The organism is Mesorhizobium sp. B3-2-1 (assembly GCF_006439515.1).
Lineage (GTDB): Bacteria > Pseudomonadota > Alphaproteobacteria > Rhizobiales > Rhizobiaceae > Mesorhizobium.
In genome coordinates, this window is record NZ_VFTI01000002.1 from 57,150 (window position 1) to 83,239 (window position 26,090).

26 protein-coding genes and 3 pseudogenes are annotated in these 26,090 nt (G+C 62.5%); 13 read left to right on the forward strand and 16 right to left on the reverse strand.

Annotated features, from left to right (window positions below; all coding sequences use genetic code 11):
• Window positions 1–121: 121 nt before the first annotated feature.
• The 6 genes and pseudogenes from FJW08_RS02085 to FJW08_RS32830 all read left to right on the forward strand — a co-directional run.
• A complete protein-coding gene (locus FJW08_RS02085; RefSeq protein WP_140808481.1) occupies window positions 122–586 on the forward strand; it encodes a RidA family protein in 465 nt (154 codons plus the stop codon).
• 14 nt (window positions 587–600) lie between these two features.
• A complete protein-coding gene (locus tag FJW08_RS02090; protein ID WP_140808482.1) occupies window positions 601–1,329 on the forward strand; it encodes a glycerophosphodiester phosphodiesterase in 729 nt (242 codons plus the stop codon).
• A gap of 54 nt (window positions 1,330–1,383) precedes the next feature.
• Window positions 1,384–2,598, forward strand: coding sequence for a GNAT family N-acetyltransferase (locus FJW08_RS02095; protein ID WP_140808483.1), 1,215 nt, complete (start codon window positions 1,384–1,386; stop codon window positions 2,596–2,598).
• A 174-nt stretch (window positions 2,599–2,772) separates the two neighbouring features.
• Window positions 2,773–3,204 (forward strand): HIT family protein, encoded by a 432-nt coding sequence (locus FJW08_RS02100; RefSeq protein WP_140757475.1) that lies wholly within the window; start codon window positions 2,773–2,775, stop codon window positions 3,202–3,204.
• 254 nt (window positions 3,205–3,458) lie between these two features.
• Window positions 3,459–4,577 carry a phosphatase PAP2 family protein gene (locus tag FJW08_RS02105; protein WP_246682162.1) on the forward strand — a complete coding sequence of 373 codons (1,119 nt, stop codon included), beginning with the start codon at window positions 3,459–3,461 and terminating at the stop codon, window positions 4,575–4,577.
• 172 nt (window positions 4,578–4,749) lie between these two features.
• Window positions 4,750–4,857: pseudogene (locus tag FJW08_RS32830) on the forward strand (chloramphenicol phosphotransferase); the annotation flags it as partial.
• Between the two features lie 27 nt (window positions 4,858–4,884).
• Here the strand turns inward: FJW08_RS32830 and FJW08_RS02115 are convergent.
• The 4 genes and pseudogenes from FJW08_RS02115 to FJW08_RS02130 all read right to left on the reverse strand — a co-directional run.
• Window positions 4,885–5,287 (reverse strand): annotated as a pseudogene (locus FJW08_RS02115) (hypothetical protein); the annotation flags it as partial.
• Window positions 5,288–5,340: 53 nt separating this feature from the next.
• On the reverse strand, window positions 5,341–7,809 hold the full coding sequence (gene clpA, locus FJW08_RS02120; RefSeq protein ID WP_140757477.1) for an ATP-dependent Clp protease ATP-binding subunit ClpA: 2,469 nt from the start codon (window positions 7,807–7,809) through the stop codon (window positions 5,341–5,343).
• A 6-nt stretch (window positions 7,810–7,815) separates the two neighbouring features.
• Window positions 7,816–8,145 (reverse strand): ATP-dependent Clp protease adapter ClpS, encoded by a 330-nt coding sequence (gene clpS / locus FJW08_RS02125; RefSeq protein WP_010909565.1) that lies wholly within the window; start codon window positions 8,143–8,145, stop codon window positions 7,816–7,818.
• Between the two features lie 274 nt (window positions 8,146–8,419).
• Window positions 8,420–8,749 carry a phasin family protein gene (locus FJW08_RS02130; RefSeq protein ID WP_095774324.1) on the reverse strand — a complete coding sequence of 110 codons (330 nt, stop codon included), beginning with the start codon at window positions 8,747–8,749 and terminating at the stop codon, window positions 8,420–8,422.
• 297 nt (window positions 8,750–9,046) lie between these two features.
• Here FJW08_RS02130 and FJW08_RS02135 point away from each other — a divergent pair, with 297 nt between their 5' ends.
• Complete coding sequence (locus tag FJW08_RS02135; protein ID WP_140808486.1) at window positions 9,047–10,468, forward strand: D-alanyl-D-alanine carboxypeptidase; 1,422 nt, start codon at window positions 9,047–9,049, stop codon at window positions 10,466–10,468.
• A 46-nt stretch (window positions 10,469–10,514) separates the two neighbouring features.
• Here the strand turns inward: FJW08_RS02135 and FJW08_RS02140 are convergent, their stop codons facing one another.
• The 3 genes from FJW08_RS02140 to FJW08_RS02150 form a co-directional block, all read right to left on the reverse strand.
• The gene (locus tag FJW08_RS02140) at window positions 10,515–11,216 is read right to left on the reverse strand and encodes a DnaJ domain-containing protein (RefSeq protein ID WP_140808488.1); all 702 of its coding nucleotides are present in this window, start codon (window positions 11,214–11,216) and stop codon (window positions 10,515–10,517) included.
• 273 nt (window positions 11,217–11,489) lie between these two features.
• Window positions 11,490–11,927 carry a DUF1489 family protein gene (locus FJW08_RS02145; RefSeq protein WP_140808490.1) on the reverse strand — a complete coding sequence of 146 codons (438 nt, stop codon included), beginning with the start codon at window positions 11,925–11,927 and terminating at the stop codon, window positions 11,490–11,492.
• A 76-nt stretch (window positions 11,928–12,003) separates the two neighbouring features.
• Window positions 12,004–13,407, reverse strand: coding sequence for an L-serine ammonia-lyase (locus FJW08_RS02150; protein ID WP_140757481.1), 1,404 nt, complete (start codon window positions 13,405–13,407; stop codon window positions 12,004–12,006).
• Window positions 13,408–13,576: 169 nt separating this feature from the next.
• On the opposite strand from FJW08_RS02150, the gene FJW08_RS02155 reads away from it, so the two are divergent.
• On the forward strand, window positions 13,577–14,320 hold the full coding sequence (locus FJW08_RS02155; protein ID WP_140757482.1) for a DUF599 domain-containing protein: 744 nt from the start codon (window positions 13,577–13,579) through the stop codon (window positions 14,318–14,320).
• On the opposite strand, the gene FJW08_RS02160 is transcribed toward FJW08_RS02155, so the two are convergent.
• The 6 genes and pseudogenes from FJW08_RS02160 to FJW08_RS02185 form a co-directional block, all read right to left on the reverse strand.
• Complete coding sequence (locus tag FJW08_RS02160; RefSeq protein WP_140808492.1) at window positions 14,269–15,066, reverse strand: YdcF family protein; 798 nt, start codon at window positions 15,064–15,066, stop codon at window positions 14,269–14,271. The genes FJW08_RS02155 and FJW08_RS02160 overlap by 52 nt on opposite strands.
• A gap of 104 nt (window positions 15,067–15,170) precedes the next feature.
• Window positions 15,171–16,736: an amidase family protein gene (locus tag FJW08_RS02165; RefSeq protein ID WP_140808494.1), complete on the reverse strand. Its 1,566-nt coding sequence runs from the start codon at window positions 16,734–16,736 to the stop codon at window positions 15,171–15,173.
• Window positions 16,736–17,191, reverse strand: a complete 456-nt coding sequence (locus FJW08_RS02170) for a GNAT family N-acetyltransferase (RefSeq protein ID WP_140808496.1) — start codon at window positions 17,189–17,191, stop codon at window positions 16,736–16,738. The genes FJW08_RS02165 and FJW08_RS02170 overlap by 1 nt, the downstream gene beginning before the upstream one ends.
• A gap of 7 nt (window positions 17,192–17,198) precedes the next feature.
• Entirely contained in the window at window positions 17,199–17,486 is a 288-nt protein-coding gene (gatC, locus tag FJW08_RS02175) for an Asp-tRNA(Asn)/Glu-tRNA(Gln) amidotransferase subunit GatC (RefSeq protein ID WP_140808498.1), read from the reverse strand.
• Window positions 17,487–17,575: 89 nt separating this feature from the next.
• Window positions 17,576–17,933 (reverse strand): annotated as a pseudogene (locus tag FJW08_RS32835) (hypothetical protein).
• 24 nt (window positions 17,934–17,957) lie between these two features.
• A complete protein-coding gene (locus FJW08_RS02185) occupies window positions 17,958–18,665 on the reverse strand; it encodes a metal-dependent hydrolase (RefSeq protein ID WP_140808499.1) in 708 nt (235 codons plus the stop codon).
• Window positions 18,666–18,789: 124 nt separating this feature from the next.
• Between FJW08_RS02185 and ruvX the strand changes: the two genes are divergently transcribed.
• A complete protein-coding gene (ruvX, locus tag FJW08_RS02190; protein ID WP_140757488.1) occupies window positions 18,790–19,296 on the forward strand; it encodes a Holliday junction resolvase RuvX in 507 nt (168 codons plus the stop codon).
• Here ruvX and FJW08_RS02195 read toward each other — a convergent pair.
• The 3 genes from FJW08_RS02195 to FJW08_RS02205 form a co-directional block, all read right to left on the reverse strand.
• Window positions 19,214–19,555 carry a DUF6105 family protein gene (locus FJW08_RS02195; RefSeq protein WP_140757489.1) on the reverse strand — a complete coding sequence of 114 codons (342 nt, stop codon included), beginning with the start codon at window positions 19,553–19,555 and terminating at the stop codon, window positions 19,214–19,216. The genes ruvX and FJW08_RS02195 overlap by 83 nt on opposite strands.
• The gene (locus FJW08_RS02200) at window positions 19,555–20,103 is read right to left on the reverse strand and encodes a hypothetical protein (protein WP_140757490.1); all 549 of its coding nucleotides are present in this window, start codon (window positions 20,101–20,103) and stop codon (window positions 19,555–19,557) included. The genes FJW08_RS02195 and FJW08_RS02200 overlap by 1 nt, the downstream gene beginning before the upstream one ends.
• Window positions 20,104–20,226: 123 nt before the next feature.
• Window positions 20,227–21,855, reverse strand: a complete 1,629-nt coding sequence (locus tag FJW08_RS02205; RefSeq protein ID WP_140808501.1) for a DNA alkylation response protein — start codon at window positions 21,853–21,855, stop codon at window positions 20,227–20,229.
• Window positions 21,856–22,038: 183 nt separating this feature from the next.
• Between FJW08_RS02205 and FJW08_RS02210 the strand changes: the two genes are divergently transcribed.
• Genes FJW08_RS02210 through dprA form a run of 4 tightly spaced genes read left to right on the forward strand, consistent with a single transcriptional unit; the run spans window position 22,039 to window position 26,089 of the window.
• Window positions 22,039–23,034 (forward strand): aspartate carbamoyltransferase catalytic subunit, encoded by a 996-nt coding sequence (locus FJW08_RS02210; protein WP_140757492.1) that lies wholly within the window; start codon window positions 22,039–22,041, stop codon window positions 23,032–23,034.
• Window positions 23,031–24,317 (forward strand): dihydroorotase, encoded by a 1,287-nt coding sequence (locus FJW08_RS02215; protein ID WP_140808503.1) that lies wholly within the window; start codon window positions 23,031–23,033, stop codon window positions 24,315–24,317. The genes FJW08_RS02210 and FJW08_RS02215 overlap by 4 nt, the downstream gene beginning before the upstream one ends.
• Before the next feature lie 54 nt (window positions 24,318–24,371).
• The gene (gene plsY / locus FJW08_RS02220; RefSeq protein ID WP_140808505.1) at window positions 24,372–24,959 is read left to right on the forward strand and encodes a glycerol-3-phosphate 1-O-acyltransferase PlsY; all 588 of its coding nucleotides are present in this window, start codon (window positions 24,372–24,374) and stop codon (window positions 24,957–24,959) included.
• On the forward strand, window positions 24,956–26,089 hold the full coding sequence (gene dprA / locus FJW08_RS02225) for a DNA-processing protein DprA (protein ID WP_140808508.1): 1,134 nt from the start codon (window positions 24,956–24,958) through the stop codon (window positions 26,087–26,089). Before plsY ends, dprA begins: the two co-directional genes overlap by 4 nt.
• Window position 26,090: the final 1 nt, after the last annotated feature.

The window sequence follows — 26,090 nt, forward strand, 5'->3', positions numbered from 1 at the left end:
GCGGCTGATGGCAGACCGCAGGGAAAGATGGTCCAGCTTAAAAAAAGTCATGGCGGAAGCGAGGCAAAAATAGCAATTTCGGCCCGGCCAGCGCGGCACCTTCCAGCAATAGGGAAAAGCAATGAGTGAAACAATCGAAAAGCGGCTAAGTGATCTCGGCGTGACGCTTCCTGTTGCCGCCGCGCCTGCCGCCAACTACGTGCCCTATTGCAGGACCGGAAACCTGCTGTTCACGGCAGGACAATTGCCGCTGAAGGACGGCAAGCTGCAGGCGAGCGGCCTGCTCGGCCGCGACGTCGATACGGCAAGTGGCAAGGACGCGGCGAAATACTGCGCCATCAACATCCTGGCGCAAGCCAAGGCGGCACTTGGCGACCTCGAGAAGATCCGCCGTCTGGTCAAGATCACCGTCTTCGTGGCGTCGGCCCCCGACTTCGTCGAGCAGCATCTGGTCGCCAACGGCGCCTCGGATTTCCTGGTTGCCGCGCTTGGCGAAGCCGGCAAGCACGCACGCTCCGCCGTCGGCACCGCCTCCCTGCCGCTTAATGCCGCGGTGGAGATCGAAGCGATCTTCGAAGTCAAATGAGCGAAGGCGCGGACATGACCGACCTCTCTTGGTTGACTGCCCGGCCGGTTGCCCATCGCGGCTTTCACGACATGAACAAGACGCGCTGGGAAAACACGCTTTCCGCCTTCGCCGCCGCGGCCGAACGCGGCTACGCGATCGAATGCGACGTGCATCTGTCGTCGGATGGCGTTCCCGTCGTCATCCATGATGACGACTTGCAACGGCTGACCGGACAGGACGGTTTCGTCTGGCAACGCAGCGCGGCCGAACTTACCGCGCTCAAGGTTGGCGGCACGGCGGATCGCGTGCCGACGCTGCAGGAAACGCTCGATCTCGTCGATGGTCGTGTGCCCATGGTCGTCGAACTGAAAGGAACTCCCGGTCGCGACGAAGGCCTGGTGGCGCGCGTGGGCAAGATGCTGAAGCGCTACAAGGGCAAGGCGGCGATCATGTCGTTCGACCACTGGCTGATCCGCGATTTCCCCAGGCACGCGCCCGGCATTCCGGCTGGTTTGACTGCCTATGGGAAGGGCGCCAAGCTGATAGAAGCGCATTTTTCCATGCTGGCGCACGAACTCTCCTTTACCTCCTACGCCGCCGGCGATCTGCCGAACCCGTTTGTCAGCTTCGTGCGCGAAAAGCTCAAAATGCCTGTCATCACTTGGACGGTGCATGACCAGCCGGCGATCGACCTGACCTTCAGATATGCCGACCAGATGACGTTCGAAGGGTTCGAGCCCGACATGGTCAAAGTCGGCTGAGCAGGTGCCCGAAACGTGACTTGTAGCGGCCCGAATGGAGCTTAAATAAGCCTCATGGATCAGGGCGACGACTGCGACGGACAAACGGCGAATGCGGACTATTCGATTCGCATCGCCGCGGGCATAGGCGCCTTTACCTCCGATGAATGGAACGGCTTTGCCGGTACCACGCGCGGCGACGCGGAAGCCGGATATAACCCACTCGTTTCATTCGCTTTTTTGAGCGCCTTGGAGGATTCCGGCTGCGCCGTGCGGCGCACCGGCTGGCAGGGCCATCACCTGCGGCTGGAAACCGCGCAAGGCAGGCTGCTCGGCACTGTTCCCTGCTATCTCAAATCGCACAGCCAGGGCGAATATGTGTTCGATCACGGTTGGTCGGATGCCTTCGAGCGCGCCGGCGGCCGTTACTATCCAAAACTGCAAAGTGCCGTGCCGTTCACGCCCGTCACCGGCCCTCGCCTGCTGGTCGGCAAAGGCGAGGATCAGGACGCGGTCAAGGCGGGGCTTGCCGCCGGGCTCAAAATGGTGACCGACAAGCTCGGCATATCCTCGGCGCATGTCACTTTCGCGCAGGAGAGCGACGTCGCGACGCTGGAGGCCGCAGGCTTCCTGCATCGCACCGACCAGCAATTCCATTTCTTCAACGAAGGCTTTTCCACCTATGATGACTTCCTCGCCACGCTTGCCTCGCGCAAGCGCAAGGCGATGAAGAAGGAACGGCGCGAGGCGCTTGCCGATGGCATCACGATCGACTGGCTGACCGGCAAGGACCTGACCGAAAAGGCCTGGGACGACTTCTTCGCATTCTATACGGACACCGGCAGCCGCAAATGGGGCCGCCCCTACCTGAACCGCCAGTTCTTCTCGCTGATCGGCGAACGCATGGCGGACGACATCCTGCTGGTGATGGCCAGGCGCAAAGGGCGCTACATTGCCGGCGCCATCAACTTCATCGGCTCCGACGCGCTCTACGGCCGCAACTGGGGCTGCATCGAGGATCACCCCTACCTGCATTTCGAGGTCTGCTATCACCAGGCAATCGACTTCGCCATCGAACGCAAGCTGAAGGTGGTCGAAGCAGGCGCGCAAGGCGAGCACAAGCTGGCGCGCGGCTACCGGCCGGTGACCATGCATTCGGCGCACTACATTGCCCATCCCGGCCTGCGCAAAGCGGTCGCCGATTATCTCGGGCGCGAGCGGCGCGAGGTGGAGCGGATGGGCGAATATCTGGAAGAACATACCCCGTTCCGCAAAGATCTCGAGGAATAGCAGGCTTTTTCGACACGCCTGCCGACGCTGTTTACCCTGCGGCAGGTATCCACCAAGCCATGCCTCGGGCATGGACGCGCAAGCGATCTCGGCTGATCGCAGCGCAGCTTCGTCTTGCCGCTCGGAGGCGGCTTCGCTACACCGGAGGGCAAGGCACACTCCGGAGCGTTCACCATGACTGAGGCCGCCTATGACACCGACAACATCTTCGCAAAAATCCTGCGCGGCGAAATACCCTCGCAGCGTGTGTACGAGGACGAAGCCGTCGTGGCCTTCATGGATGTGATGCCGCAAGGACCTGGCCATACGCTGGTGGTGCCGAAAGCGCCGTCGCGCAATCTGCTCGACGCCGACCCGTCGACATTCGGCCCCCTTTTCGTGGTCGTTCAGAAAGTGGCACGCGCGGTCAGGAAGGCTTTCAATGCCGACGGCGTCACCATCATGCAGTTCAATGAGCCTGCATCCGGACAAACCGTCTATCACCTGCATGTCCATGTCGTCCCGCGTTTCGACGGCATCCCTCTGAAGCCGCACACAGGCGCGATGGAGAATCCGGAAGTGCTGGCGCAGAACGCAGACAAGATCCGCGGCGTCCTCCAGAGCTGACCTTAATCCTTTATAAACCGGCGGATCATCTTGTCGCCTGTATTGCTGCCTGCGATTACTTTGTTCATATCTTTGCAAGCCGTCCCGATGCATCTTTTCGCTAGGGATGGGCGGCGATGCAGGACCTTTCGGAAACTATAGGCAGGCAGCCTGACGCCAGCGCGAGCGGCGTCTTTCTGCATCTTTTGGCCGAATCATTTTTTCGCCACCGCGTTGTTCATGCGGTCGCCTTGTTTACTCTCGGATTGAGTTTCGTGGTTGGCGCCCGGGTCGGCAACCTGCCGGATTTTGGACTGCTTGCCGAATACGGCTTCTACCTGGGGGTGTATTTGTGGGTCGCCGGATGTGTCTACGCGGCATTCCGGCTGTTATGGCTGGCGTTTGTTGACGGTGCCGCATCGCCGCTCCGCCTTTTCCTGAATTCGTTCTGGCAGTTGCTGTCTGATCGAAGGCGCATCGCCAACAGCATGAACGGACTGGTCGCGATCATGGCTTTTGTATCCGGCTTCGCGGTGCTGAAAGGGGCGATCGCGTTGCTGGCGCCTTTCTCCTGGGACCAGGCCTTTGCGCAATTCAGCGTCGGCCTGCATTTCGGCCGCCCTACCTACCAATGGGTCTGGTGGATCATTGAAAGCCCCGAGGCCGTTCGTTTTCTCAATCTTTGCTACAATCTTTGGTTCGTGGTGCTGCTCTCGGCGATCTTTTCGAGCGTCGCCGCCGCTCGCGATTCCCTGCTGCGCCATCAGTTTCTGCTCAGCTTCATGCTGCTATGGCTGATAGGCGGCTTCGGCATTGCCCTGATATTCTCGTCCGCCGGCCCTTGCTACTACGCCAGGCTCGGCCTTGGCGATCTCTATCAACCGTTGATGGACGCACTTCAATCGGCAAATCAGCAATATCCGATCTGGGCTCTGTCCCTGCAGGACAGGCTGTGGGGCGGCTATCAGGGCTTGCCTTCGGGCAGCATGGGCATATCGGCATTTCCCTCCATGCATGTCGCGTCGGCCGTGCTCATTGCCCTCCATGCGACAAGGCTATCCGCCCGCCTTGGCATTTTGATGTGGATATTCGCGGCGCTGATCATGCTCGGTTCGGTGGTACTTGGCTGGCACTATGCCATTGACGGCTACGCCGGCGCCCTCATTGCCCTTGCGATCTGGAAAATCACTGGCGCAGCATTGTCCCGAGCGCACGCCGGAACTGTCACGATTTCGGAAGGGCTATCCGACCTCGGCGCCCCACTCATTCGCTTGAGGCCGCAACCGGATCATGTCCTGGCCATGGCGGATGGCGCTTATCCACGTGAAATCATTTGCGGACAGATGGATCAGGAAGGCCGGAGCTCGGAAAAGGACGGATCCGAAAGCCTCTGAAATGCCGTCGGCGGCATCATTCCCGTCAGAAGCCGCCGGCGGATCGCATCCGCGCATTACCCCGGAACCAGGCGTGACGTATCGACTTCCAAATCATACACGCAAGGCCCGTGCACCTCTTCCTGCCACAGGCGTACAGGCAAAGGCACGATCACCGGGCGCGCCGGTAACCTTTTCGAAACCGCTCCACATCCTGGCCGATTGCGCAAGGCGGCTCGCCGGCCTGCCGGCCCTGTTCGTCGGCGTTCACTGCCCGATCGAGGTCATCATAGAAAGGCGCGCCGCCAGCGCGGCGGGCAGGAGCTACGGCTTCGTGGTGGCCGACTTCGGCAACGACATTCAGCCCCAATCGGCTATGCGCCGCAATTGATTCATAGAGGGCCGCATAATGCATGTCGCACGGAAGTGTCCTCGGTTCCGGGATAACGACATGCATAAAATCAGAAACTTACAGCAGGTCGGGCGAATCCTATTCGCCGCGACATGCTGTAAAAGCGCGGCACGAAAACTTCGAGATCGGGCCGCTCGCCGCCAGGGCGCAGGCCTATTCCGGGACGATATCGCGGCGGCGTGATCTGCTCATAGCTGCCAACGCCCAGATTCATCCATGGACGGTCAAAGCTTTCTCCGATGGCCCCGGCGATGCTCGACTTTCCCGAACGCGGCGCGCCGTTGAGGATGATGATTTGCCCGGCCATGCGCCACCTCATTCATTCCATGAAAAAAGCCCCGTTCCGGGGCTCCTTTCGACTTTTTGTCAGGCTCAGCCCTTTCTGGGCAGTTGCGGTACGAGGCTGCGCTTGCCGCCGTCCTTGCCCTTGGGCTCGGGCTTCTGCGCAACGACCTTCTTTGCCGCGGGCTTCCTGGCCACGGCCTTGGGCGGCTTCGGCGCGTCTTCCGGCTCTTCCTTCTTCGGCTTCACTGGTGCCTCGTCGGCGAGCGATTCGAGCTTGAGGCCGGTCTCGCCGGTTTCCTTCTTCTCGACGGTGACGCGCACCGTGCCGCCCTTCTTGAGCTTGCCGAACAGCACTTCGTCGGCCAGCGGCTTCTTGATGTGCTCCTGGATGACGCGGCCGAGCGGACGCGCGCCCATGCGTTCGTCATAGCCCTTGTCGGCGAGCCAGGCGATCGCGTCGGGCGACAGGTCGAAGGTAACGCCACGCTCGGAAAGCTGGGCTTCCAGTTGCATGACGAACTTCTGCACCACCTGATGGATGACCGGCACCGGCAGCGAGCCGAACGGAATGATCGCATCGAGACGGTTGCGGAATTCCGGCGTGAACAGCCGGTTGATCGCCTCCACATCGTCGCCTTCGCGCTTGGTCGAACCGAAACCGATCGCCGCGCGCTGCGCATCGGATGCGCCCGCATTGGTGGTCATGATCAGGATGACATTGCGGAAGTCGATCTGCTTGCCGTTGTGGTCGGTCAGCTTGCCGTGGTCCATCACCTGCAACAGGATGTTGAACAGGTCCGGATGTGCCTTCTCGACCTCGTCGAGCAGCAGCACGCAGTGCGGATGCTGGTCGACACCGTCGGTCAAAAGGCCGCCCTGGTCGAAGCCGACATAGCCGGGAGGGGCGCCGATCAACCGCGAGACGGTGTGGCGTTCCATATATTCCGACATGTCGAAACGGATCAGTTCGACGCCGAGCGAGGCGGCCAGTTGCTTGGCGACTTCGGTCTTGCCGACGCCGGTCGGACCCGAGAACAGATATGAGCCGATCGGCTTTTCCGGTTCGCGCAGGCCGGCCCGCGCCAGCTTGATCGCCGAGGTCAGCGCGGTGATGGCGGTGTCCTGACCGTAGACGACGCGCTTGAGCTCGATGTCCAGGCCCTGTAGCACCTTCTCGTCATCGGCCGAGACCGTCTTCGGCGGGATGCGCGCCATGGTGGCGATCGTCGCTTCGATTTCCTTGATGCCGATCGTCTTCTTGCGCTTGGCTTCAGGCACCAGCATCTGCGAGGCGCCGGTCTCGTCGATCACGTCGATCGCCTTGTCCGGCAGCTTGCGGTCGTTGATGTAGCGCGCCGACAGCTCCACCGAGGCCTTGATTGCCTCGTTGGTGAACTTCACCTTGTGGAATTCCTCATAATAGGGCTTCAGGCCCTTCATGATCTCGATGGCATCCTCGACGGTCGGCTCGTTGACGTCGATCTTCTGGAAGCGCCGCACCAGCGCGCGGTCCTTCTCGAAGAACTGACGGAATTCCTTGTAGGTGGTCGAACCAATGCAGCGGATCGCACCCGACGACAGCGCCGGCTTCAACAGGTTCGACGCGTCCATCGCGCCGCCCGAAGTCGCGCCGGCGCCGATCACGGTGTGGATCTCGTCGATGAACAGCACTGCGCCCGGATAGTCCTCGAGCTCCTTGACGACTTGCTTCAGCCGCTCCTCGAAATCGCCACGATAGCGCGTGCCGGCCAAAAGCGTGCCCATGTCGAGCGCGAAGATGGTGGCATTGTGCAGCACCTCAGGCACGTCGCCCTCGACGATGCGCTTGGCCAGGCCTTCGGCGATCGCCGTCTTGCCGACGCCAGGGTCACCGACATAGAGCGGGTTGTTCTTGGAGCGGCGGCACAGCACCTGGATGGTGCGGTTGATCTCGCTCTCGCGGCCGATCAGCGGATCTATCTTGCCGGCCTTGGCCTTGTTGTTGAGGTTGACGCAATAGGCGGTCAGCGCGTCCTGCTGCTGCTTCTTCTTACCGCCTTCTTCCTGCGGCTCGGCGCCGTTCTGGCCGCCCTGCTCGTCATCGGCGCCGCGCGGGGTGCGGCTCTCGGACGCGCCCGGACGCTTGGCGATGCCATGCGAGATGTAGTTGACCGCGTCGTAGCGGGTCATCTGCTGTTCCTGCAGGAAATAAGCGGCATGGCTTTCGCGCTCGGCGAAGATGGCGACGAGCACGTTGGCACCCGACACTTCCTCGCGGCCAGATGACTGCACATGGATGACCGCGCGCTGGATGACGCGCTGGAAACCGGCCGTCGGTTTGGAATCCTCATCGTAGCCGGTGACCAGATTGTCGAGCTCGGTATCGATGTAGGTCAGAACAGTATGCTTCAGCTCGTCGAGGTCGACGTTGCAGGCGCGCATGACAGCGGCCGCCTCGGTGTCGTCGATGAGCGCGAGCAGCAGGTGTTCAAGGGTTGCATATTCATGGTGCCGCTCGTTGGCGAGCGTCAGCGCTTGATGAAGCGCCTTTTCCAGGCCTTGGGAGAAAGCCGGCATGTTACCTCACTTCTTCTCCATCACGCATTGCAGCGGATGCTGATTCTGTCGGGCGAAATCCATGACCTGGGACACTTTGGTCTCGGCCACCTCGAATGTATAGACCCCGCACTCGCCCACTCCATGATTGTGAACATGAAGCATGATGCGTGTGGCAGCTTCGCGGTCCTTCTGGAAAAAACGCTCCAGCACGTGAACCACGAACTCCATCGGAGTGTAGTCGTCGTTGAGGATGAGGACCCGGTAAAGGCTGGGCTTCTTGGTCTTGGTTTTGGTGCGCGTGATAACGGCCGTCCCGCGGCCGGCCTCATTGCCGTCGCCGCCGCCATTTTGCATCCGCGCCACTCGTCTCGTGGCAGTCAAACCGATCGTCACGTAGTCCTGCCTCTTCGAATCCTCATGCGAGTTTCACATGTAGGTGTTCGATGGACGATTTTAAGCCCTTCTGGTTAGCTGACAATATGGCTAGGTGACCAACTTGGCGGATTTTCGCGATCGTGAAGCGTTGGCATGAAAAAACCCGGCCGCGTTTCCACGACCGGGTTTCCTTCCCACGCCCAAAGGGCCGGATCTGGAATTCTCAGGGCGAAATCATCCGCCCGAGCAAAAATTACTTCGCCTTGGCAACGATCGATTCGAACGGCTTGTAGGCTTCCTTGGCGAGTTCGGCATAGAGGTCGCCAATCTTGGTGGCCTCGGCGACGAACGCCTCGTAGGACTGTTTGGCATAGTCGGATTGAATCTCGATTGCCTTGTCCAGTGACTTGGCCGAGAACAGCTTCTCGAACGCGGCGCTACCGGCTTCGAAGCTCTTCTTGGTGTATTCGCCGGCCTCGGTGGCGATTGCCTGCGCGCCCTTGGACAGCGAAGCGAAGCTCTTCAGTCCGGTGTCGGCAAACTCTTTGCCGTATTTGCTGAAATCTTCGTAGGTCTGGGTCATTTCCTGATTCCCTTGACGGTTGCCTGTTCATAGGACGCGCCCTAGCCGGGCGGCGTTTTGTGCAATGCACGTAACATATTGTGCGATGCACAAAAAGTCAACATTTCGCCTGCATGGAGGCACTACCCGAACGCCAATGGCTAAGATTCGAATAAAGGAAGGCTCAAACCACCGGAAAATGGTGAACGCGGCGGTTACCATAAACGGATTGGTAACGCTGCCCCGTTAGCTTGGCCGAAAGTGAGGCAGGATCCCTTTGCCGCCTCCAGCGCAACGAGAAATTCAAAGGAACTACCAGTGCGTCAGGCGTTGTCGGGCATCGTTTCCAAATCCGCGTCCCCTCTCAAAACGATCATGATCCTCGCCATGGCGATGACATTCGTCGTCGCGGGTGCCGCCTCGTCGTTCGCGGCAAAGTCGGCAGCCATCGTCGTCGACGCCAAGACCGGCAAGGTGCTCTACTCGGCCAACGCCGATGGCCGGCGCTATCCTGCCTCGCTGACCAAGATGATGACGCTCTATCTGACCTTCGAAGCGATGGCGAAGGGCAAGATCAGCAGAAACACGCCAGTCGTGTTTTCGGCCCACGCATCCGCCGAGGCGCCGACCAAACTCGGCGTGAAGCCGGGCGGATCGGTCGCCGTCGAGACCGCGATCCTGTCGATAGTCACCAAGTCGGCCAACGACTCGGCGACCGCGCTCGGCGAAATGCTCGGCGGCAACGAAACCAATTTCGCCCGCATGATGACGGCCAAGGCGCGGCAGCTCGGCATGAACGGCACCGTCTTCCGTAACGCCAACGGCCTGCCCGACCCGGGGCAGTTCACCACGGCGCGCGACATGGCCACGCTCGGCATCGCGCTCAGGGAGCATTTTCCCCAGTACTACGGCTATTTCGCGCAGCGATCCTTTCTCTACGGTCGCCAGCGCATCAATGGCCACAACCGCCTGCTCGGGCGCATCAAGGGCGTCGACGGCATCAAGACCGGCTATACCCGCGCCTCCGGCTTCAATCTTGTCTCGTCCGTCAATGACGGCAACCGCCGCCTTGTCGCCGTCGTCATGGGCGGCACGTCGGGCGGCAGCCGCGACAACCAGATGGCAGGCCTGATCAACACCTATTTGCCGAGGGCCTCGACCCGCGGTGGCGGCGATCTGATCGCCAAGGCGGACAGCAATCCCGTCAGCGCATTGGCGAAGGTTCTCCTGCCCAAGCATGACGCGCCGACGCCGGACGAAAAGCCGGTGGCCGTGGCGGAAGCCGATACGGCCGTCGCGGACGATGCGACCGTTGCCCAGGGCGACAGCGAGGACGAGGATACAGCCGAGGCGGAGGCGCCCAAGCTGGTTGTCCCGGCAAAGAAGGTGAAGACGGTCATCGTCTCCGCTCCCAAGGTCGCCACTGCCCAGGTCGTGGCCGCCTATGCCGAACCCACCCCGGCCGTTGATCCGGTCAGCACCGCGTCGGTTCCGTCGGGCTGGGCCATCCAGGTTGCCTCCTCGCCCAAGCAGTCCGAGGCCCAGGCTCTCCTCGACGAGACTGCCAAGCAGGCTCCCAAGGTGCTGGCCGATGCTTCCGGCTTCACCGTCGCTTTCGACAAGGACGGCGTCACCTACTACCGCGCACGTTTCGGCGGGTTTGGGTCGAAGGATGCCGCCTGGAAGGCCTGCACCGCTTTGAAGAAGAAGAAGATCGAGTGCTACGCCGTCCAGCAATAGGACAGCGTGGAAGATATCTCCCGGAAAAATACTGCGTCGAAGGAGACTAGTTGTGATTGGAGAGCAAGACGTCCTTGGCTTCGTTAATCCGCGCCGCCAGGAAAGACGTGCCGCCGATATCGGGGTGCAGGCGCTGCATCAGGCGGCGGTGCGCCTTGCGGACATCCGCCGCGGCGGCCCCCGCTTCAAGACCAAGGACCTTGTAGGCCTCCTCCTTAGTCATGGCGCCCGGACCTGGCGCAATACCCAGCCCTTCGCCACCGTTCGTCTCAGCGTTTTTGCGCCAGACGGGAAATCTGCCGTCAAGATACGTCTCTAGCAATTGGCGGCTCTCAGGATCGCCGGAGAGCTCGCGGTAGAGATGCTGCAATTCCGCAAGGGTCATCGAGCCAAGCATCTTGCCATCGTGACGTCCGGCCAGAACCAGCCCTTCAAGGCCGCCCGTATTGTGATCGAGTTCCATCTCGAGTGCCGCTGTCCGCACGGTTGAGCGTTTTCCAGCAATTGGCCTGGCATTTGGCCGGCGCGTAAGTGTGGCGCCGTACCAGGCGATTGCCACGAACAGGATGATGCCGCCGAGGCCTTGACGCCCGACCACGAGCACGGCGCCGCCGACCAGCGCCAGCAGGATCGGCCCCAAGGTTCTCATCCCGCTTGCGAGTTGCGCCGGATCCGCGCGGAGAAAGGCGGTGGCTACCCCCAGGAGCACCAGCAACAACGCCACCACAACGATAATCGCGCCTAACATTTCCCATCGCCCCGCAGGTATCCTGTCCGCCTGGACAGCCGCGTGATGTCCTTCAACACGTTTTCTGCGCCAGAATCATGGCCTTTACCCGGGCTGGAAGAGGACCATCATGCGAACTGGGTCTTCAACGCAGCGGCCTGTGTCGACTTCGACGGTTGTTCATCGCGCATGATTCAAGATGTGGCGTTGTCGCGTCGCTTGCAAGTCCAGCGCCAGGCAAGATTGAGGGCCAGAAAGGTCCGGGCAGAAACAGGGAATCCTTCCGCTCAATGTCTAGAGCAAGCCGAGATCGGCCAGCTCGCGCCTGAGTTTCGGCGGCATCTCGACCAATCCCGCTTTGCCCTTGCCGAGATCGGACGGGGCGTCCGCTGGCTTCAGATAACGCCAGCCCTGGAAGGCGCGGCGCGGCTGCCAGTCGGTCCGCACCACCTCGGGGTCGAGCATCAAATGGCAGCGGCCGATGCCGTCGTCATCGGTGAACGGCCGGATTTCCGTGATCAATTGCCGGCATTGCACGCTGCCCTTGATCACCCAGTAGAGCGAGCCGCCATCGGTGACCTCGTCGCCACGTGTCGGCACCATGCGGGTGGTGTGCCAGTGTTCGGCTGGTTCGCCGGCGCGGCGGCGCTCTTCAAGACGGAAGGCGATCCACTCTTCGAGATCCTCGACACTGTCGCAGCCGACGCAAAGCTTTAGGAGGTTGAGAGCCATGCACCAAGGTTAGTCCGGGGCGCCGAGACGTCAACGGCCTGGCGGACTTCTCCACAGTGCCGGCTTGGGCCAGCCCTCAACACTCCACGACATTGACCGCCAGCCCGCCAAGGCTGGTTTCCTTGTACTTCTCGTTCATATCGAGGCCGGTCTGACGCATGGTCTCGATCGCGGCATCGAGCGGCACGAAATGCACGCCATCGCCTTTGATCGCCAGGGAGGCGGCCGTCACCGCCTTCACGGCACCCAGCGCGTTGCGCTCGATGCACGGCACCTGGACCAGCCCGCCGACCGGATCGCAGGTCATGCCGAGATGATGTTCGAGCGCGATTTCGGCGGCATTCTCGACCTGTTCGGGCGTGCCGCCCATGACGGCGCACAGGCCTGCGGCTGCCATCGCCGAGGCTGAGCCCACCTCGCCCTGGCAGCCGACTTCGGCGCCGGAGATCGACGCATTGGACTTGATGATGCCGCCGACCGCCGCGGCCGTCAGCAGGAAGTCGCGAATGCTCGGCTGGTCCGCCTCGGGATGGAAATGCAGCCAGTAGCGCAGCACTGCCGGCAGCGTGCCGGCAGCACCGTTGGTCGGCGCGGTGACGACACGCCCGCCGGCCGCATTCTCCTCGTTGACGGCCATCGCATAGATCGACAGCCAGTCATTGGCTAGCAGCGGATTCGGCCGGTTCTGCTGCCACTGCTCCTGCAGCTTGTCATGGAGCTGTCTGGCACGTCGCCGCACCTTCAGCCCGCCCGGCATGATGCCGTCCTGCGACAGGCCGCGGTCGATGCAGCCCTTCATCGCGTCCCAGATAGCGTCGAGACCGGCGTCGAGCGCCTCGCGCGACATCTGCGTCTCCTCGTTGGTTCGCTTCATGTCGGCGATGGACAGGCCGCTCCTGGCCGCCATCTTCAGCATCTCGACCGCGTTCTTGAAGGGATACGGCACTTTCTTGCCCTCGGTCGTGACCGAGCCCTTGGCCTTCATCCGCTGCAGCTCTTCCTCCGAAACCACGAAGCCACCGCCGATCGAATAGTAGATGCGCTTGAGCAGCAACCGGCCGACGGCGTCGTAGGCATAAAACGCCATGCCATTGGCATGACCGGTGAGCGGTGTCTTGCGGTCGAGTACCAGATCGGTGGCCGGATCGAAATGGTAGGATGGGTGGCCGGGCGGTGAAACCAGCTTGTCGGCGGTGATGCGGCTGATGATGCCGTCGGCCTGGTCAGGGTCGACCGTTTGCGGCGTCTGACCGGCAAGGCCGAGAATCACGGCACGGTCGCTGCCATGGCCGATGCCGGTATAGGCGAGCGAGCCATGCAGGCTGGCGCCGATGCGGTCGACCTTGGCGCCGGCGGGGCGCGGCCAGTCGTCGCCCGCGACCTCGTCGAGGAAGCGCCGCGCAGCCGTCATCGGCCCCATCGTATGCGAGCTCGAGGGGCCGATGCCGATCTTGAACAGGTCGAAAACCGAAAGGAACACGCTGTCTCCTGGATCACGTCGAGGACTACATATAGGAATTCCCGGGATGTTTCCGCTCTTTTGACGATCGCGGCGCAGCACCTGCCGACCTTGTTTGCTCCGGCAGCGACATTGATTGCCCGACGCTGCGGGGGCGATCGAAGCCATCAAGATGTGATAAATTCACCCTATGGGCGATTCCTCCTACCTTTCGACGGCCGATCTCGCGGCGCTGGGCTTTTTCGTCCTCGTATGGGTGCTGCACACGCTCGCTTCCGACGGCAAGCTGGTAAGCCGCATGTCGCTGACGACCGCCATGAATGCGCAGCGCGAGGCTTGGATGCGCACTATGGCCGAGCGCGAGATTCGCATCGTCGACACCGCCATCATGAGCGGCCTGCAGCAAGGAACCGCCTTCTTCGCCTCCAGTTCGCTGATCGCACTCGGCGGCTGTTTCGCCCTGCTTGGCGCGTCCGACCGGGTGCTTGAGGTGTTGAGCACCCTGCCCTTGGGCGGCGCGCCGTCGCGCTCGGCCTTTCAGATCAAGGTGCTGGGACTTGTGCTGATCCTAGCCTTTTCCTTCTTCAAATTCGGCTGGGCCTACAGGCTGTTCAACTACTGTTCGATCCTGATCGGCGCGGTGCCGATCCCTCATGGCGAAGCCTCGCGCAATCCGGTCACGCAAACGGCTGTGTGGCGCGCGACGCAAATGAACATGCTGGCCGGCAAGCATTTCAACTCGGGCTTGCGCGGCGTGTTCTTCTCGATCGGCTATCTCGGCTGGTTCGTCGATCCGGTGGTGTTCGTGCTGTCGACGCTTCTGCTGCTCGCCGTGCTGGTGCGGCGCCAGTTCTTCTCGGCGGCGCGGCGCGCCGTCATCGGTCAGCCGCCCGGCGCCGGAAACGGCTCATCGATGCGCCCGGAAAGCCAATAGGCGAAAAGTCCGATCCACTCACGAACGGCAATGGTCGTGTTCTCAAGCGAATCGGCCGCATTATCGCGAAAGAAGCCGACGCCTTCCTTCCCCGTGGTGCGATAGTCGACCGGCCATGGAATGGTTGGAAAACCGGCCTTGTCGAATAGCCCCTTGGCGCGCGGCATATGAAAGGCCGACGTCACCAGTAGCCATGTTTCGCCCGGTTTGGGTTTGACCAGTTCGCGGCTGAAGACCGCATTCTCGTAGGTGTTGCGGGACTTGTCCTCAAGGACGAGACGATCCGCCGAAACGCCGAGCGAGCCGAGCAGGCGCGGCGCGGTGTCGGCATCACCTTCGCCGTCGAGGAACAGTGAGCCATTTCCGCCTGACACCACCACTTTGGCCTGCGGGAAGCGCCGGGCGAGGATTGCGGTCTCGACCATGCGATCGCCGCTGCTGTTCAATTCATAGCCGCCACGCGCGAGGTTGATAGCGCCCTCGAAGCCGCCGCCGAGCACGACGATGCCGTCTACCTTCGCCGGCAAAGGCGGCTTGGGAAAGCGTTCTTCCAACGGATTGAGCATCATGGCGCCCAGCGACGTCCAGGCCGATAGCGCAAGGATCGCAAACGCCAGCACGCTGCCGGTGACGGCAAGTCGCCGCCGGCTGAGCATCCCGGCGATCAGCCCTGCCAGAAGCAGGAAGATCGTCAGGTTGAGCGGCTGGATGAAGAACCAGAAGATCTTGGAGAGAAAGTAGAACATCGCTCAACCCCTACAGCGCCAAGGACGCTGCAATGCTTTAGTTTTGCGCATGCCCCCGGAAATCGATCGCAATTTCGGGGTCATACGTCAGGCGAGCGATATCCTTACCACCACTTCTCCGGCTGGAATGTGCCGGCCGCCTGCTCGATGACGGCAGCGGTCTGGAACAATGTCTCTTCCTCGAACGGCCTGCCGATCAGCTGCAGGCCGAGCGGCAATCCCTTGGGATCGAGCCCGGCGGGCACGGCGATGCCCGGCAGGCCGGCCATGTTCACGGTGACCGTGAAAATGTCGTTGAGGTACATCTTGACCGGATCGGCGGCCATGTCCTCGTCGGCGATGCCGAAGGCGGCGGACGGTGTCGCCGGGGTCAGGATGACATCGACGCCGGCAGCGAAGACGTTTTCGAAGTCGCGCTTGATCAGATTGCGCACCTTCTGAGCCTGCAGATAGTAGGCGTCGTAGTAGCCGGCGGACAGCACATAGGTGCCGATCATGATGCGGCGCTTGACCTCGCGGCCAAAGCCGGCGGCGCGGGTCTTCTCGTACATCTCGACGATGTCCTTGCCCGGCACTCGCAAGCCGTAGCGGACGCCGTCATAGCGGGCGAGATTGGACGAAGCTTCCGCGGGTGCCACGATGTAATAGGCCGGCAGCGCGTATTTGGTGTGCGGCAGGGAGATGTCGACGATCTCGGCGCCGGCATCCCTGAGCCAGGCAATACCCTTCTGCCACAGGGCCTCGATCTCCTCCGGCATGCCTTCGACGCGGTATTCCTTGGGAATACCGACCTTCATGCCCCTGATCGGCTTGCCGATCGCAGCCTCGTAGTCCGGCACCGGCCTGTCGACTGACGTCGTGTCCTTCGGATCGACCGAGGCCATCGACTTGAGCAGGATCGCGGCGTCGCGCACGTCGCGGGCGATCGGCCCGGCCTGGTCTAGCGACGAGGCGAAGGCGACGATGCCCCAGCGCGAGCAGCGGCCATAGGTCGGCTTGATGCCGACCGTGCCGGTGAAAGCGGCCGGCTGGCGGATCGAGCCGCCGGTGTCGGTCGCCGTCGCACCGGCGCAAAGGAAGGCTGATACGGCGGTCGCCGAACCGCCGGAAGAGCCGCCCGGCACCAGCTGTGCATTGTCGAGGCTGCGCTGGGTTTTCGTGCCACCGGCCGACACGAAGCCGCCATCACCCTGATGCGTCGTCGGCATCACCACCGTATCGAGGCGCGAACGTCGCCACGGGTTGATGACCGGGCCATAGTAGGAGGTTTCGTTGGACGAGCCCATGGCGAATTCGTCCATGTTGAGCTTGCCCAGCATGACCGCGCCGTCGGCCCACAGATTGGACGTGACGGTTGATTCGTAGCGCGGCTTGAAGCCGTCGAGCACGTGGCTGCAGGCTTGGGTATGGACGCCTTCGGTACCGAACAGATCCTTGATCCCGAGCGGAATGCCTTCCAGCGCACCGCCCTCGCCCTTGAGCAGCCTGGCGTCCGACGTCTTGGCCATGTCGCGCGCCTTGTCGCCGGTCACCGCGACATAGGCATTGAGCGCCGGATTGGCGCGATCGATCGCCAAGAGATAGGCCTCGGTGATCTCGGTGGCGGTGATCTCCTTGGCGCGCAGCTTGGCGCGGGCCTGCGAAATCGTCAGATGGGTCAGGTCGCTCATCAAAGGCTCTTTTCGTAAAACACCGACCACTCGGAATCGGGATAATCCAGCACCGGGCCGCAGCGCGAGAACCCGGCACGTTCATAGACGGTCCAGGCGGCGGGATGGCGATCGCCGGTTTCCAGCACCAGCCGCTTCAACCCTTCGTCGCGCGCCAAGGCTTCAACGCGTTCGACAATCCTGGCGCCGATCCGCTGACCGCGATGCGACGGCCGCGTGTACATGCGTTTCACCTCGCCGGTGGCATCACCATGCCGCTTCAAGGCGCCACACCCAACGGCGATACCATTGTCGCGAGCGATGAAAACCGTCGTGTCCTGGCCCGCCATCTGCTCGACCGTCAAATGGTAGCAATGCTCCTGCGGCGTCAACTCGAGCAAGGTTTCGTTGAGTTCCCTGACCAGGCCGCGCACGTCATCCTGCAGCGGCGTCTCGATGGCGATCTCGATTGCCATCGGCGCCTTACTCCACGACCTTCGGCACGAGGAAGAAATTCTCGTCGGTCGCCGGTGCGTTGGCAACGATTTCGGCCGCCTTGTTGCCGTCGGTGACAACATCCCCGCGCTTCTTCATCTCCATCGGAGTCACCGAGGTCATTGGTTCGACGCCGGAAACATCGACCTCGTTCAACTGTTCGACGAAGCCCAGTATGGCGTTCAACTCGCCGGTCATCCGCTCGGCATCTTCCTCGCTCACCGCGATGCGGGCGAGATGCGCGACGCGCTTCACTGTCTTGACATCAACGGACATGTATTTTGCCTCGGGGAAAACCAGTCCGGGCTATAGCGGCGCGGCGCGCGGCGCGCAACATGCGCCGGCCGACAATCGGGCAAACAGCTTCATGGCAGGGCAACACCCTCGCACAGATAATAGCTGCCGCTGTTACCGCTCGCCTCGCTTTCATCGTCGATGGGCCGGACCGAGACGAGATCGAGGTGCGTCGGCCTGATCCGCGTTACCGACAGGACACGCGTCGCCTTGCTGACATGAACGAATTCGCATTGTATTCCACGCCTTGCAGGCCATTCTTCGAAAGTACGATGTTGCCGGTATCGATCAGCGCCTGCAGCGTGTCCTTCCTGGCCTGCGCGCAAAGCTCCTCGGACTGCAGATAGCGCCTTCGATGAATTCATCGGCGGCGAGCGCGGGCGACGCCGCGACAACCATCGATACGCAAAGAGATCGCCCCAACGCCATGGATTTGTTCTGTTTTTGTTGTTTCTAGATGGTTATCGTTTCACCAATCTTCGGCAATGCGACCTTGACGCCGGATCCTTCCATGCCGGCTTCGAATTTCTCAGCCGTCGGATCGATCATTGGAAACGTGCCGAAGTGGCAAGGGACAACCGTGTCGAACTTGAAGAAGCGGCGGCAGGCAAGGGCTGCCACCGCGCCGCCCATGGTGAAGCGGTCGCCGATCGGAACAATGCCGATCTTCGGCTCGTGCAGCTCGTTGATCAACGCCATGTCGGAAAAGATGTCGGTATCGCCCATGTGGTAGAGCGTCCTGTCTTCCGGGAAATGCAGAACCAGTCCGCCCGGATTGCCGAGATAGACGTTCTTGCCGCCGTCTTCGCCAAACGAGGAGGAGTGCAGCGCCTGGACGAAGGTGGTGGTGAAGCGGCCACAATCGACCGTGCCGCCGATATTGCCGGGATTGATCTTCTTGTCGCTGACGCCCTTGCCGACGAGGTACATGCAGATCTCGAAATTGGCGACCAGTTGGGCGCCGCTCTTGCCGAGCACTTCCAGCGCGCCGCTGATGTGGTCGCTATGCCCGTGCGTCAAAAGAACATGCGTGACCCCTTCGGCCGGCTCTTCCCACCCGCCTGTCCAGGACGGGTTGCCGATCAGATAGGGGTCGATCAGGATTTTCGCGGCACCGGTTTCGATGCGGAAGGCCGAGTGGCCGTACCAGGTCAGTTTCATGAATGCATTTCCTCGATTTTTGCCGAGCCTGACGATAGAACGCCGATAGCCCCGATATCAAAGGGTATAGTGTCCGCTGCGCATCCGAAAAGACGCGTGCTACCGAAAAGACGAGAGAAAACCGTTGGCCGTCATCACGATTGAGCAATTGCCGGCACGGCTCACCGGCGGCAGGACCCTGGCGGGGCTCGATCTCGGCGACAAGACGATCGGCGTCGCGGTTTCCGACCGCGGTTTCTCCTTCGCTCATCCCCGCCCGGTCATACTCAGAAAGAAATTCTCGCTCGACGCCGCCGTCCTTTTGGCCTTACTGGAGAAAGAAAATGTCGGCGCGGTGGCGATCGGACTGCCGATCAACATGGACGGATCCGAAGGCCCACGCGCACAGAAATCGCGCGCCTTCGTGCGCAACATGGCGCAACTGAGCGACCTGCCCTTCGTGTTCTGGGATGAGCGGCTATCGACGGTCGCGGCCGAACGGACTCTGATCGAAATGGACTTCTCGCGCGCCAAGCGCGCCGGCAAGATCGATTCGGCGGCAGCCGCCTTTATTCTGCAGGGAGTTTTGGACCGGCTTCAGTCGCTCGACGCAGCCGATCGAACGGAACCGGACCCGTCCAGCGGCGCCTGATCCAGCCCAAAATCTCGCGACGCCTGCGAAACACCCATATCGCAACAAGCAGCAAGCCATCGAACACGCAGGCTTTTGCCACCATGCCCGGGATGATTGCCGGATCGATGCCGAGCAGCTGGCCATAGAGCTGGAACACGAAATCGTGCAGCTGCCGGGTGAGCATCACATAGCCGAAATTCATGTCGTTGAGCGACAGGTAGAACCAGCCCCAGAACAGCGCCATCGGGCCCGCCCACAATGCGAAGATGTAGCGCATCAGCGACCTACCTTGCCGTTCGGCCCGGTCCTGCCCGATATCAGGGAGAGCAGTGAATTATGCGCCGCGGCCTTTGCCATGCTGTGAGCCGTGGCGTGGAAATCGTCCTCATCCAACGCAGCCACCGAACGCCGTTCGGCGAGCATCGCGACATAGGAGGCCAGAAGTGCGGCCAATTGCACGGCCACCACCATGAACAGGCCGTCGATGCCTTGGGCCGCGCCGCCGATCAGGATCATCGACATCACGCCCGAAGCGGAAATAAAGGCGATGCGAACGACGCTGTCGGCGCCCGGGCTGGACGCGTCGTTGATCAGCGTATCGACAAAGGCCCAGAAGAACAGCACCGCCACGACCAGCAATGCGGTTGCCAGCGGAGCGACCACGACGATGTTCTCCAGATTGATCAATCGGGCGCTTTGGACGGCGACGCCGAGTACGCCAAGAGCCGCCGCCACACCTCGATTTCCATCGATACAGATCAGCGCGAGCAGAGCGAAAACGATCGCCCAGTGCACCGACAGAAAGGAGGTCAATACGTGTCGCATCGTGATTCCTGCTTCGACAGGAATGACAGTGGGCTTTGCGGTTCGCCGCCGCAATGGAAACCATTTGTTAAGGTTAACGGCGCCGGCCAGGATTACGTCGTCGAACGATGAATGGCTTCGTCGTCAATTCACCGGCGGATAGAGCGTATCGATGATCATGCGCGCATCGTGACGCGAATCGAGCATACCGTAGGTATTGCGCCATTGGCCCGCGAGCCGCGTCTCGACGAAAGCATCGGCGATCCGCCCTGCCCCCAGCCGGCGTAGCTCGGCGGCCGCCGCCGACAGTGCAAGCTGTTCCGTCAGCAGCCGGGCCGAGCCCTCGTCCGTCGAAGCGACCTGCATGGCCGCCTTCAGAACACCGATCGTGCCGCGCCCGCCGGTGCCGAGGTCGCGGTCGATGCCGCCCAGCACCTCGTCGAAAAGGCCCGGCGCGCGGCCAAGCACGCGCAGCACGTCGAGCGCCATGACATTGCCCGATCCTTCCCAGATCGCGTTGACGGGCGCTTCACGGTAATAGCGGGCGAGCGGAGCTTCCTCGACATAGCCATTGCCGCCAAGGCACTCCATCGCCTCGTAAAGCAGCGGCGGCGCGATCTTGCAGACCCAGTATTTGACGACCGGCGTCATGGCGCGGGCGAACGCCGCCTCGCCGCGATCGCTCGCCGCCTCGTCGAAGGAACGCGCCAGCCGGAATGACAGCGCGGTCGCCGCGGCGACATCGAGCGCCATGTCGGCCAGCACGCGCTGCATAAGCGGTTGCTCGATCAGGTTGGTCCCGAACACCTGGCGATGGCGGGCATGCTGGATCGCTTCGGCCAGCCCCGCCCGCATGATCGCCGAAGACGCCACCGCGCAGTCGAGCCGGGTCAGCGTCACCATGTCCATGATCGTCTTGACGCCGGCGCCGGGCTCACCGACCATCTCGCCGATGGCATTGACGAACTCGACTTCGGAAGACGCGTTGGAGCGGTTGCCGAGCTTGTCCTTCAGCCGCTGGAAGCGAAAGCCATTGCCCGACCCGTCACCGAGAACGCGTGGCACCAGGAAGCACGACAGCCCCTCCGGCGCCTGCGCCAGCACCAGGAAGGCATCCGACATCGGCGCCGACATGAACCATTTGTGCCCCGTCAGGCGGTAGAACCCGCTTCCGACGCGTTCGGCCCTGGTCACATTGGCACGCACATCCGTGCCGCCCTGTTTCTCGGTCATGCCCATGCCGAGCGTCAGTCCGGTCTTCTCTACTGGCGGCTTTTGGCTCTGGTCGTATTTGCGCGTCGTCACGCGCGGCGCCCATTCGCGAAACAGTTTTGGGCTGGCCATCAATGCCGCCAGCGAGGCGCTGGTCATGGTGATGGGGCAGAGGTGTCCGGTCTCGAGTTCGGCGGTCAGGTAGAAACGGGCGGCCCGCACTTGATGGCGGCGGCCAATCTCGGCGTCGCCATTTTCCCAGATAGAAGAGTGCAGACCGTTGGCCACCGAACGGCGCATCAGGGCGTGGTAGGCAGGATGGAATTCGACCAGGTCGATGCGCCGTCCCTGGCGATCGTGCGTCCTGAGTTTCGGCGTCTCGACATTGGCGAGACGCGCCAGTTCCTGCGCCTCTTGCGTGAGCACGAAACGGCCAAGCCCGTCGAGATCCTTGCGCACCGGATCCGAGAAGCGCTCGGCAAGCTGGATCAGCAGCGGATCGCCTCGCCAGGCGTTGCCTCCCGTCAGCGGCGGCGGCTGGTTCGTCACGTCGTCGGTCACGCCCAATCCTTCTAGCCAATCCTTCTGGAAAGGCCCTATCGTCGGAAAGCCTCGAATCCGAGGCCATCGGCTAGATATAGCCAAGCGTTGCTGCGCGCGCGACGAAAATACCGGGGAGAACGGCATCAATCCAACGCGGGTGCTTGCGGGCGCGAAATCCGCACCCTATAGCAGCCCCTTGAGATGACCGACGCTTCGTCCCTGCCACTCTATCCTCACCGCCATCTTCTGGGCATCAGCGATCTTTCGCCCGCCGACATCGAGCTGTTGCTCGACAGGGCGGATCGGGCGGTCGCGATCTCGCGGCAGTCCGAGAAAAAGACCTCGACATTGCGCGGCCGCACCCAGATCAACCTCTTCTACGAAGCCTCGACCCGCACGCAGTCGTCCTTCGAACTGGCCGGAAAACGGCTCGGCGCCGATGTCATGAACATGTCGGTGGCGAGTTCTTCCGTAAAGAAGGGCGAAACGCTCATCGACACCGCGATGACACTGAACGCCATGCGGCCCGATATATTGATCATCCGCCATCAGTCGGCGGGCGCGGCGGCCCTTCTGGCGCAGAAGGTCGGCTGCTCGGTGGTCAATGCCGGCGATGGCGCGCATGAACACCCGACACAGGCGCTGCTCGACGCGCTCACCATCCGCCGCGCCAAGGGTCCGCTGTCGAAGCTGATCGTGGCGATCTGCGGCGACATCCTGCATTCGCGTGTGGCGCGCTCCAATATCATGCTGCTCAACGCACTCGGCGCACAGGTGCGGGTGGTGGCGCCCTCGACGCTGTTGCCCTCGGGCATCGACAGGATGGGCGTGATCGTCTGCCGCTCGATGGCGGAAGGCCTGAAGGACGCGGATGTGGTGATGATGTTGCGCTTGCAGCGCGAGCGCATGGAAGGCGCCTTCGTGCCGTCGGTGCGCGAATACTTCCGCTATTTCGGCCTCGATGCCGAGAAGCTGAAGGCGGCCAAGGACGACGCGCTGGTCATGCATCCCGGCCCGATGAACCGAGGTGTCGAGATTGCCTCCGAAATCGCCGACGGCCCGCAAAGCGTCATCCAGGAGCAGGTGGAAATGGGTGTCGCCGTGCGCATGGCGGTGATGGAAGCGCTGCTCGATCCCCGTCGTAATCAAGACGGTCGCAACCAAGAGGGGCGCAATCCAGAGGGCCGCGGCGCATGAGCATCACGGTCTTTGAACGCGCCCGCATCGTCGACCCTTCGCGCGAGCTCGACGAAGTCGGCTCCGTCATAGTCGATGGCAAGAAAATCGTTGCCGCTGGCAAGGTGGCTCTGAACCAGGGCGTCCCCGACGGAGCCACGGCAATCGACTGCGCCGGCAAGGCGATCATGCCAGGTTTGATCGATGGCCGCGTCTTCATCGGCGAGCCGGGCGGCGAGCATCGCGAAACCATCGCTTCGGCAAGCGTCGCCGCGGCCGCCGGCGGGGTGACGTCGATCGTCATGATGCCCGACACCGACCCGGTGATCGACAATGTGGCGCTGGTCGAATTCGTGCTGCGCACCGCCAAGGACACGGCCGTCGTCAACATCTTTCCGGCCGCCGCCATCACCAAGGGCCTCCATGGGCGCGAGATGACGGAGTTCGGCCTGCTGCGCGAGGCGGGTGCCGTCGCCCTCACCGATGGTCGGCATACCATATCGAGCGCGCTGGTGATGCGCCGCGCGCTGACCTATGCGCGCGATTTCGGCGCCACCATCGTCCATGAAACGCAGGATGCCGACCTCGGATCGTCGGGCGTCATGAATGAAGGCCTGTATGCCAGTTGGCTCGGTCTTTCCGGCATTCCGCGTGAAGCCGAATCCATACCCCTCGAGCGGGATCTTGCGCTGGCACGGCTGACGCGCGGTTCGTACCATGCCGCGAAGATATCGACAGCAATGGCGGCAAGCGCCGTGGCGCGGGCGAAGGCTGACGGCGCGGCAGTGACATCGGGCGTATCGATCCACAATCTGTCGCTCAATGAAAACGACATCGGTGAGTACCGCACCTTCTTCCGCCTGACGCCGCCGCTGCGCGCCGAAGAGGACCGGCTGGCGATGATCGAGGCGGTGAAGGACGGAACGGTCGATGTCGTTGTCTCTTCACATGATCCGCAGGATGTCGACACCAAGCGGCTGCCCTTTGCCGACGCGGCAGCCGGTGCCATCGGCCTCGAAACCCTGTTGGGCGCGGCCTTGCGCCTCTACCACAATGGCGACGTGCCGTTGCTCAGGCTGATCGAGACCTTGTCCACCGCGCCGGCGAGGTTGTTTGGATTGCCCGGCGGCACGCTGAAGCCGGGCGCGGTAGCCGATCTCGCCATTGTCGACCTCGACGAACCCTGGATCGTCAGTGAAAGCGGCATCCGCTCGCGCTCGAAAAACACCTGCTTCGAAGGCGCACGACTGCAAGGCAAGGTCTTGCAAACGCTGGTGGCGGGCCGCACAGTATTTTCCGCCTGAGCCGGCGGTAGCCATGCGGCATCGAGCATGGTTGTGGAAAATGCGGGGGAAACAATGACTTATGGCCTGATCCTGGCGTTGGCGTTCGGCTATTTGCTGGGCTCAATTCCGTTCGGCCTGCTGCTCACCCGTGCGGCCGGCCTTGGAGACGTACGCAATATCGGCTCCGGCAATATCGGCGCCACCAATGTGCTGCGCACCGGCAACAAGGGGCTCGCCGCAGCGACCTTGCTGCTCGATGCGATGAAAGGTACGGCAGCCGTGCTGATAGCAGGCCATTTCGCGCCTGAAACGGCGATCTGGGCTGGCCTTGGCGCCTTTCTGGGCCATCTGTTTCCGGCATGGCTGGGGTTCAAAGGGGGCAAGGGCGTCGCGACCTATCTCGGAGTGCTGGTTGGCCTTGCCTGGCAGGTGGCACTGATCTTCGCTGTCGCCTGGCTGGTGATGGCTTTTCTTTTCCGCTTCTCCTCGCTGGCAGCGCTGGCTGCGGCCGTCGTCGTCCCGATCGCCCTGTATTCCATGAGCACCCCGCGGATTGCGGTGCTGTTCGTGGTGATGAGCATCATCGTTTTCATCATGCATAGAGCCAACATTTCGCGGCTGATTGCCGGCACCGAAGGCAAGATCGGAGCCAAGGGGTGAGCGAACCGGCCACCGGGCCGCGTCTCACCGATCGCCAGCGGCTGAGCTGGCTGCGGCTGATCCGCACCCAGAATGTCGGGCCGGCCTCCTTTCGCGACCTGATCAACCGCTTCGGTTCGGCCGAGGTCGCGTTGAAAATGCTGCCGGAACTGATGATTTCCGGTGGCGCCAACCGGATCGTGCGCACCCCTTCCATCGCCGAAGCCGAGGCCGAGATGGAGGCCGCGCGGCGGATCGGGGCACGCTTTGTCGGCATCGGCGAGGCAGACTATCCGCCGCTTCTGCGCAACATGGACAATCCGCCGCCGCTGCTGGCGGTCAAGGGGAACGCCGCGGTGTTCCGGCTGCCGGGGGTCGCGATTGTCGGCGCCCGCAACGCATCGCTTGCCGGCATCAAGATGGCGCGCATGCTGGCAGCCGATCTCGGAAGAGAGGGCTACGGGATCATCTCCGGCCTGGCGCGCGGCATCGACACGGCGGCGCATCAGGGCAGCCTCTCGACCGGGACGGTCGGTGTTCTTGCCGGAGGCCTCGACCTGCCCTACCCGCCCGAAAATGCCGGACTGTGCGATGACATCGCCGAACGTGGCGCCTTCATCTCGGAAATGCCGTTCGGCTGGCAGCCGCGCGCCCAGGATTTCCCGCGCCGCAACCGCCTGGTCGCGGGCGCTGCCCTTGGGTTGGTGGTGGTCGAGGCGGCGCAGCGCTCAGGCTCGCTGATCAGCGCCAGGCTTGCCGGCGAGATGGGCCGACTGGTCTTTGCCGTGCCAGGCTCTCCGCTCGATCCGCGCGCAGCCGGCACCAACGGCCTGCTCAAGGACGGCGCCACGCTGGTGACAGAAGCTTCAGACGTTTCCAGGGCGATCCTTCCGCTGACCGGCATGCGAGCACCTGATCTGCCGCCGTTTGAAGATCCGCCCGATTTTTCGGCAACACCGCCACCAGGCGAGAGCGACCGGACCAAGGTGATTGAGGCGCTGGGACCGACACCGGTGCCGGTCGACGAAATCATCCGCCACACCGGCCTGCATCCCGCCCAGGTGTTCATGGTGCTGCTGGAACTCGATCTGGCCGGCCGCCTCGAACGTCACGCCGGCGGCAATGTTTCGTTGGTTTTCGGGGAGGGCTGAC